This is a genomic window from Okeania sp. SIO2C2 (assembly GCF_010692625.1).
In the GTDB taxonomy this organism is placed as follows: domain Bacteria; phylum Cyanobacteriota; class Cyanobacteriia; order Cyanobacteriales; family Microcoleaceae; genus Okeania; species Okeania hirsuta.
On sequence record NZ_JAAHGM010000151.1, the window covers coordinates 1 to 2,157 of the forward strand.

The window sequence follows — 2,157 nt, forward strand, 5'->3', positions numbered from 1 at the left end:
ATAGTTAGTGTAATAATTACGCTAATCATATCTGGCAATGTTCCTCTGTCTCCAGTGAATTTAATCACTGAAAAATAGAAATAATTGAGAGTGATCGCCGACGGGGATGCCAACTTTTAGTTATTTTCGAGAATTTTTGTTCCCTTTTGTGATAACTTGATGACGAGTTCTTGGTGTTTTTTTATATCCTTTAATACGTCCAGAAGAATAACCTCGACGTTTGGGAGATGTAGCCATTGTTCCCAAAGTTGAAATTATTCTATAAAAGTCTCTTTGAACTAAACTGGGAGTAATTTTAACTGATTTCTTATTCTTCAAATACTGTTCCCAATGATGGGGTAAAACAACAGCTAAATTCCTTGCAGTCCATAAATTAACATAAGCAATGAGTGTTAATTTAAACCAATTTTCTTCATGTTGGACATCCGGAGTTGAATAAGCAGTCATCAACAATTTTTGTTTTCCAAATCGAAACAAATGTTCCATGTCATAACGCTGTCGATAAGACTCATAGCAATCAATTAAACTCAACTCTTCACGACGAGGACCTATAGCAATTAACCACATCGGTTTCCAAATCCGATTACCGACTTCATCAGTAATAGTAATTCGTATTAAAGTAAAAGGATGACGATTCATTTTATAGTTCTGAGTTCCTTTCATTAACATCTGTTTCCAACCCGAAATTGTTACTGTCAGTTGACGACCTTTTTTAGTAGTAAAAATGGATTGACTAATCCCAGTAGGTTTATGCCAAGTATTCTCATCTTTAAGGTCAAACTTATCTCCATACCAACGAGGATGTCCTGAAGTAATTTTTTGTTTTTTTTTGCTGATAAATTGACGGTAAAAAACTCGATTACTTCTGATTCTGGTCACAGTAACTAAGTTATTTTGCTTCACTTGTTCTCCAATAAAATCTCTTTGACTGTAGAAACTATCAGCCACTAAAACTGATAACTTATCTCCACAGAAAGAACCAGTGTTAAAGATTTTTTCCAGTTGTTTATTACCAATGTTAGTAGCTTTTTCTGACGAGGGAACCCTTTCTGCCAATAAGGGAACAGCCCAAGGTACATTACCTGTTGCTATTCCCTCTGGTAAAGCGCATATAACTGAATAAGAATGGCCAATACTAATGGGTTTATTTCCTTGAATTGGATTGGGATAATGGATAAAAGTTTTGTCGGCCAATGTAGCTGAAAAAGGACGTGGGCAAGGAGTTGTATCAATTCCAAATAAATGAAAATGTCGGGAAACTGGAGTAGGAATTGTTTGAGATACAGCCTCTAATAAGTAATTAACTTGTTGTGAGTAATTATCATCATTTTTATCAGGTAAAAATTCTTGAATTCCTTTATATAAACTGTTATAATCTCGTCGAAATAAAGGATGTTCAGACAATTCTACTACCGAACTTGCGATGGAGTTTGATGAGAGGGCATCTACTAATTCTATAACAGTTTCTTTTCTGGCATTAACTCCATGATAGAGGTTTTCCCTCCAGCATAAAAACTCCTTGATGGACTGACTGTTTTCTTGATTTTCCATGGTTGTGAATAATACACCTCTGAATGTTAGTGTATATTTTACGCCAATCTAAATCCTTTCTTAACTATTCAGTCTCATGTCTACAACAACATCCAAGCAAACCACTCAATCAGCAACCATTAGAGGGAAACAAATTCAGAGTTTAATCCGTAAGATGAAGCAGAAAATTAAGAAAATTGAACGAGAAGGAGAGGTCATTCCTCGTGATTGTCATATCATTCGTTATCAAGTCAATAGAAATCAGAAACTGTACTATTATTATAAATTACAATCTACTTCACCGATTTTTCCTATGGCTACTGATAGTCAGAAAAAAACTAAATATAAGTATTTAGGAAAAGGGGGAAGTGAAGCTCATATTGATGCAGTTGAAAAAATGACTCGAAGGAATCTTATTGATGAGTTGGAGAGAGTTGTTTATTCCCTTCAAGAAAGTTATTTAGATATCTGTTTCGGTGGAGAAATTGAACCAGACCCATCCTATGATTTTCAGGATGATAAATAATTTCAAAAACAAAGATAATTCCAGTATGAATTCGGTCTTTAAATCTTAATTTCAGTAGTTAGTGTAAATATTACGCTAACTTTTTTTGTCCAAAGTCCAAT

The 2,157-nt window shown here is 34.2% G+C and carries 2 protein-coding genes; one reads left to right on the forward strand and one right to left on the reverse strand.

The features are described from left to right. Positions 1–120: 120 nt before the first annotated feature. Entirely contained in the window at positions 121–1,551 is a 1,431-nt protein-coding gene (locus tag F6K18_RS35975; RefSeq protein ID WP_287528143.1) for an NF041680 family putative transposase, read from the reverse strand. Positions 1,552–1,627: 76 nt separating this feature from the next. On the opposite strand from F6K18_RS35975, the gene F6K18_RS35980 reads away from it, so the two are divergent. After that, positions 1,628–2,056: a hypothetical protein gene (locus F6K18_RS35980; protein WP_287528145.1), complete on the forward strand. Its 429-nt coding sequence runs from the start codon at positions 1,628–1,630 to the stop codon at positions 2,054–2,056. Positions 2,057–2,157 lie beyond the last annotated feature (101 nt).

Bases quoted from the DNA above. Each gene is read 5' to 3' on its own strand.
- F6K18_RS35980 (WP_287528145.1), top strand. From the start codon at position 1,628: ATGTCTACAACAACATCCAAGCAAACCACTCAATCAGCAACCATTAGA.
- F6K18_RS35975 (WP_287528143.1), bottom strand. From the start codon at position 1,551: ATGGAAAATCAAGAAAACAGTCAGTCCATCAAGGAGTTTTTATGCTGG.